Source organism: Luteitalea sp. (assembly GCF_044337415.1).
Lineage (GTDB): Bacteria > Acidobacteriota > Vicinamibacteria > Vicinamibacterales > Vicinamibacteraceae > Luteitalea.
This window is the reverse complement of the sequence record NZ_JBIINP010000215.1, coordinates 1-6,380: the sequence shown is the minus strand read 5'-3', so window position 1 is coordinate 6,380 and position 6,380 is coordinate 1. Positions and strand designations below refer to the sequence as shown.

The 6,380-nt window shown below is 70.1% G+C and carries 5 protein-coding genes; 4 read left to right on the top strand and 1 reads right to left on the bottom strand.

Annotation, left to right across the window (positions count from 1 at the left end; translation table 11 throughout):
- From ACIRDX_RS19275 to ACIRDX_RS19265, 3 genes are all read left to right on the top strand, one after another.
- Positions 1-598: carboxypeptidase-like regulatory domain-containing protein (locus ACIRDX_RS19275; RefSeq protein WP_396627063.1), on the top strand; the 598-nt coding region annotated here is incomplete at its 5' end.
- A gap of 196 nt (positions 599-794) precedes the next feature.
- On the top strand, positions 795-2,207 hold the full coding sequence (gene gndA, locus ACIRDX_RS19270) for an NADP-dependent phosphogluconate dehydrogenase (RefSeq protein ID WP_396627062.1): 1,413 nt from the start codon (positions 795-797) through the stop codon (positions 2,205-2,207).
- 145 nt (positions 2,208-2,352) lie between these two features.
- Positions 2,353-3,435, top strand: a complete 1,083-nt coding sequence (locus tag ACIRDX_RS19265; RefSeq protein ID WP_396627061.1) for a PfkB family carbohydrate kinase — start codon at positions 2,353-2,355, stop codon at positions 3,433-3,435.
- Between the two features lie 112 nt (positions 3,436-3,547).
- On the opposite strand, the gene ACIRDX_RS19260 is transcribed toward ACIRDX_RS19265, so the two are convergent.
- Positions 3,548-4,786: a mandelate racemase/muconate lactonizing enzyme family protein gene (locus ACIRDX_RS19260; protein WP_396627060.1), complete on the bottom strand. Its 1,239-nt coding sequence runs from the start codon at positions 4,784-4,786 to the stop codon at positions 3,548-3,550.
- Between the two features lie 63 nt (positions 4,787-4,849).
- Between ACIRDX_RS19260 and ACIRDX_RS19255 the strand changes: the two genes are divergently transcribed.
- The gene (locus tag ACIRDX_RS19255; RefSeq protein WP_396627059.1) at positions 4,850-6,319 is read left to right on the top strand and encodes an aminotransferase class V-fold PLP-dependent enzyme; all 1,470 of its coding nucleotides are present in this window, start codon (positions 4,850-4,852) and stop codon (positions 6,317-6,319) included.
- The last annotated feature ends 61 nt before the right edge of the window (positions 6,320-6,380 follow it).

Genomic DNA, 6,380 nt, shown 5'->3' with positions numbered 1-6,380 from the left:
CAACCGTGGCTACTACAACTCGGGTCGTGGCGGCGGCTATGCCGTGCCCCGGTATGCGCCGCGCACCTACGCCTACGGCAGCTACCGCGGCTACGCCTACACCACGCCGCGCTACTACGCGCCGCGCGGCTATGTGTCGCCGTACTGGCGCGGGTCGTGGGGCGGCGGATGGGGTGGCGGGTGGGGCGGCGGCGGGTGGGGCGGCGTTGCCGTGGTGCCGCCGCGATTCATCTACCCGAACGTGATCGGCTATGGCGTGTGGCAGCCGTACCTGTATCGCCCGAGCCTCGGCATCGGCGTGCACTACGGCCTCGACGGCCTGTACCCCTTCGGCACGATTCCTCCGGCGTTCTACAACCCGACGCCAGGCATCGCCTACGGTGGCCTCCGGATCATCGACGCGCCGCGTGATGCCCAGGTGTTTGCCGACGGGTACTACGTGGGCATCGTCGACGACTTCGACGGCGTGTTCCAGCACCTGAACCTCGAGCCGGGGCCGCACCGCGTCGAGATCCACCACCCCGGCTTCGCGCCCGTGGCGTTCGACATCGACATCCAGCCGGGTCGCACCGTCACGCTGCGCGCCGACGTCTACTGAGCCGCTTCGACGTCATCGGACCTCCCCTGCGGGCGCGACGCCAGTCGCGCCCGTTCTCGTTTCTGCGCACCAGGCTCACTCACGTGGGCCCCGTCCGTACTCCGTACCCGGTACCCCGTACCCGGTACCCGGATTCCCGCCTGTCCGCGACCCGTGAGTTGGCCGTGGCGCGCGAAGGGTAGAGAATACGGGCGTCATGACGTACGACATCGGAGTGGTGGGCCTGGGCGTGATGGGCGGCAACCTCGCCCGCAACATGGAGAGTCGCGGGTTCTCGGTGGTCGGCTACGACCTCGACCCGGCGAAGACGACGGCCTTTGCTGCCGGCGCGGGCCGCGCGGTGGTGGGCGCGACGTCGGCCGAGCACCTGGCGGCGCTGCTGTCGCGGCCGCGCAAGGTGCTGCTCATGGTGCCCGCCGGCAAGCCGGTGGACGACGTCATCGCGCACGTGCTGCCGCACCTGCAGCCGGGCGACATCCTGATCGACGCCGGCAACTCCTTCTTCAAGGACACCGACCGCCGCGAGGCCGCCCTGGCTGCCGAGGGTGTGCAGTACCTGGGCACCGGCGTGTCGGGCGGCGAGGAAGGCGCGCTGCGTGGCCCCGCGATCATGCCGGGCGGCTCGAAGGCGGCGTGGGAAGCCGTCGCGCCCATCTTCAACGCCATCTCGGCGCGGGCCGAGGACGGCCAGCCGTGCGTCGGCCATGTCGGTGCGCGCGGCGCCGGGCACTACGTGAAGATGGTGCACAACGGCATCGAGTACGGCGACATGCAGCTCATCGCCGAGGTGTACGACGTTTTCGGCCGCGGTCTCGGCATGCGCGCCGCCGAGATCTCGGACATCTTCGCGGAGTGGAATCGCGGCGAGCTGAAGTCGTACCTGGTCGAGATCACCGCCGACGTGCTGGCGCAGGGCGATCCCGACACGGGGATGCCGCTGGTGGACGTCATCCTCGACGAGGCCCAGCAGAAGGGCACCGGCAAGTGGATGAGCCAGAACTCGTTCGACGTCGGCGCGCCGATCCCCACGGTGAACGCGGCCGTCGAGTCGCGGCTCATCTCGGCGCAGAAGACCGAACGTCTCGCCGCGGCGCGTGTGCTCACCGGCCCGACGCCGGCGTTCACGGGTGATCGCGCGCGTCTCATCGATGCGGCGCGCCAGGCGCTCTACGCGAGCAAGGTGTGCTCGTACGCGCAGGGCATGGCGCTGCTGCGCATGGCCTCGGCCGAGTACGGCTACGACGTCGATCCGGGCGAAGTGGCGCGCATCTGGCGTGCCGGCTGCATCATCCGCGCGACGCTGCTCGAGGACATCCGCGCCGCCTTCGCGCGCGATCCGCACCTGGTGAACCTGCTCATGGATCCGTCGTTCAGCGCCGCCGTCGGCGCGCGGCAGCAGGCCTGGCGCGAGTTCGTGCAGGTGGCCGTCGGCCTCGGCATCCCGGTGCTCGCCACCGGCGCCTCGCTCGCGTACTACGACGCCTATCGCAGCGCGCGCCTGCCCGCGAACCTCACGCAGGGCCAGCGCGACTACTTCGGCGCCCACACCTACCGCCGCACCGACCGCGACGGCAGCTTCCACACGGAGTGGACCAGCAGACTCTCGTAATTGTTCATGCCTCATGCCTCATGCCGAAGGCGCAAGGACCCGGGCAGAAGGTTGAAGGCGCAAGGTCAGAGGTAGCAGTCGTCCAGCTCCCAGCTCCCAGCCCCTAGCCCCAGCTCGAGCCCCTAGCCCTGATTCGCAGACCACGATGCCGAACACGCTGACCATCCCGCAACAAGGCGACCTCGACCTCCTCTCGCTCGGCGCGATCATCCATCGCCTCGATCCGGGCCGCGTGCCGTTCCGCAAGGCGCACAGCCTCGACGTGCACGTCAGCGGCGGCGAGTTCAATGTCGCGGCCAACCTCGCCGACTGCTTCGGCTTGCGCACCGGCATTGCCACCGCGATGGTCAACTACCCGGTGGGCGACCTCATCGCCGAGCGCGTGCGGGCGATGGGCGTGACGCCGTTCTACAAGCGCTTCGAGCACGACGGCGCGCGCGGCCCGAACATGGCCACCGTCTACAGCGACCAGGGCATGGGCGTGCGTCCGCCGGTGGTGTTCTACAACCGCGCCAACGAGGCGGCGGCGCTCCTGAAGCCGGGCGACTTCGACTGGGCGGCCATCTTCGGCAAGGGGATCCGCTGGTTCCACAGCGGCGGCCTGTTCGCGTCGCTGTCCGAGTCGACCGCCGAGGTCATCATCGAGGCGCTGCAGGCGGCCAAGAAGGCCGGCGCCGTCACCTCGTTCGACCTGAACTACCGCGAGAAGCTCTGGAAGGCGCAGGGCGATGTGACCCGCGCCCCCAAGGTCTTCTCCCGCATCGTCGAGCACGTGGACGTGCTGGTGGGCAACGAGGAGGACCTGCAGAAGGCCCTCGGCGTGAAGGGTCCCGAGGCCGGCAAGGACTCGGCGCTCGACACGGCGGCCTTCTTCGAGACCATCCAGCAGGTCGTCGACAAGTACCCGCACATCAAGGTCGTCGCCACGACCCTGCGCGAGGTGCACACGACCAGCCGCCACAGCTGGTCGGCGGTGGCGTGGTTCGGCGGCGAGAAGGTGAGCGCCCCGGTGATGCAGCTCGACGTGCTCGACCGCGTCGGCGGCGGCGACGGTTTCGCGTCAGGCCTGATTTACGGATTGCTGACGGGCGAGACGCCCGAGCAGGCGGTGCGCCTCGGCTGGGCGCACGGCGCGCTCATCACCACGTTCCCGGGCGACACGACGATGGCCACCGTGGCCGACGTGCGCGCCCTTGCCAAGGGCGGGTCGGCGCGGATTCAGCGGTAAAGCAGGCTCAAGGCTTCAGGCTCAAGGCTCAGAGAGCACCCTGTCACCGGACGCATCACCGATCCGGAGAGTCAGAATGCTTTCTGAGCCCTGAGCCCTGAGCCCTGAGCCCCTACCAGTGCGTCAGCGACCCGTCCGGGCGCTTGAACACGTTGCGGCGCCCGGGCTCGGTCACCTCGCCGATCACGGTGAGCGGCTTCGGGTCGAGCGTGATCCCGAGCCCGGGCCTGTCGTTCGGGTAGAACTTGCCCATGCGGAAGTCGGCCCACTCGGGCAGGTAGTCGAAGGTCTTCCCGCCGAACGCGTACTCGAGCAGCACCGGCCCCGAGAACGTCGACAGGCAGTGCACGAGCGCGGCCGTCGCGATCGGCCCGGTGAAGTGCGGGATGATCCCCACCGCGTGCGTCTCGCACATCGCCGCGACCTTCATCATCTCGGTGATGCCACCGACGTTGGGTAACGTGGCCCGGATGTAGTCCACATCGTGGGCCTCCACCAGGCGGTTGAAGTCCCACCGCAGGCCCCACTCCTCGCCGTGGGTGAGCGGCACGCTGGTCATCTGCCGCAACTTCGGCAGGTCCATCAGTGCGTGTTCGTCGCGCACCGGGTCCTCGACGAAGAGCGGATCGAAGGGCTCCATCACCTTGCAGGCGCGCAGCGCGTCGTTCATGTCGAAGCGCTGGTGCAGGTCGATGCACCAGTTGCCGTCGGGGCCGACGCCGTCGCGCGCATCGCGGGCGTCCTGCTCGATGCGGCGGATCACCGAGCGCGTGTCGAACGTCGCGCCCACCGGCACGTCACCCGCGCCCATCCGGTACGCCCGGAACCCGGCCTCCATCGTCGCGCGGGCCCGTTCCTTGACGCCGAGCGGCGCGTTGGCCGGTAGACCAGCAGGGCGCACGCTGCTGGTCGCGTAGCACTCGCAGTAGTCGCGCGCCACGCCCCCGAGCAGTTCGTGCACCGGCACGCCCAGGGCCTTGCCCTTGATGTCCCACAGCGCCAGGTCCAGCGCGCCGAGCGCGTGCGTCTTCTCGCGGCCCGGCGGGTAGAACCACGCGATGTAGGCCTCCTGCCAGATGCGCTCGGTCTGGAACGGGTTCTTGCCGATCAGCGTGCCCGCGACCTGCTCGAGCGTGTCCTTCGCACCGCCTTCACCGATGCCCGTGATGCCGATGTCGGTCTCGACGGTCACGATCATGTTGCTCTGGTTGAACAGCGGGTTCAGGTCGGGCGGACGATGGATCCGGACGCGGGTGATCTTCGCCTTGGGGAGCGCCGCGGCGGCCCGGCGTGGCGCGAGCGCCAGCGCGGGGGCGGCCGCGAGGGAGGTGAGGAACGCGCGTCGGTCCATGGGGGCGCAGTATCGACGAAACGGACCGGCACGGGTAGGGGGGGCTGCGGAGATAATCGGATCGTGACTGCTGACGAGGCCTTCCGCGATTTCCTCGAGGCGTGGCCCGCGTACCGCGAGACGACCGCGCTCGACGACCTGCGGGCCCGCGAGTACGCGCGGCTCGACGCCACGGGGCACGTGTACCTCGACTACACGGGGGGCGGGCTGCACGCCGACTCGCAGGTGCGCGCCCACGCGGCGCTGCTCGCCAGCGACGTGTTCGGCAACCCGCACTCGGCCAATCCCGCGTCGCAGGCGTCGACGCGCCTGGTGGAGCGGGCCCGCCGGGTGGTCCTCGACTGGTTCGACGCCGACCCGTCGACCCACACCGTCATCTTCACGGCCAACGCCTCGTCGGCCATCAAGCTGGTGGGCGAGGCCTACCCCTTCGGCCCCGACGCCGCGCTGCTGCTGACCGCCGACAACCACAACTCGGTCAACGGGCTGCGCGAGTACGCCTGCTGCCGTGGCGCGGCCGTGGACTACGCCCCGCTGTCGATGCCCGACCTGCGCATCGATCGCGACGCGCTACTGGCCCGGCTCGATGCCACGCCGGCCGGTCCGCGCCTGTTCGCCTACCCGGCCCAGTCCAATTTCAGCGGCGTGGAGCATCCGCTCGCGTACGTGGAGGAGGCGCGGTCGCGCGGGTGGCACGTGCTGCTCGACTCGGCCGCCTACGCGCCGACCAATCGCCTGAGCCTCCGGCAGGTGCCGGCCGACTTCGTGTCGATCTCGTTCTACAAGATGTTCGGCTACCCGACGGGCGTGGGCTGCCTGCTGGCGCGCCTCGATGCGCTGGCCGCGCTCCGACGGCCGTGGTTCGCCGGCGGCACCGTCAACTTCGCCACCGTGCACGCGCGTCGCCACCTGCTCGCGCCGCGCGAGGCGGGCTTCGAGGACGGCACGGTCGACTACCTCGGCATCCCCGCCGTGCAGATCGGGCTCGAGCACCTCGGCGCCGTCGGGCTCCCCCTGATCAAGCAGCGTGTGCGGTGCCTGGCCGGGTACCTGCTGCGCGAACTCGTCGCGCTGCGCCACGAGAATGGCGCGCCGGTGTGTCGCATCTACGGGCCGGTGACCACCGAGGCGCGCGGCGGGACGATCACCTTCAACCTGTACGACCCCGAGGGGCACCTGTTCGACTACCGCCGCGTCGAGGAACTGGCCAACGAGGCCGGCATCTCGCTGCGCACCGGCTGCTTCTGCAACCCGGGCGCGGGCGAGACGGCCGAGGGGATCACCGACGAGGACGTGCAGGCCGCGCTCGAGAGCGGCGCCGAGATGACGCTGCCGCGCTTCATGCAGTTCATCCAGCATCGCGGCGGCCGCAGCGCCGGCGCGCTGCGCGTGTCGCTCGGCATCGCGAGCAATTTCGCCGATGTGTTCCGGCTGATGACCTTCGTGCGGGGCCTGCGCGATCAGCCGCGCCTGGCCCTCGGCGGCGTCACCTTCGACATCCAGTCCTGTCGCGTCATCCGCGACGGCGCATAGGGAGAACCGGCTGCGGGCGGCAGGCTACAGGCGACCTTCAGGCATCAGGTAGCCTGCAGGC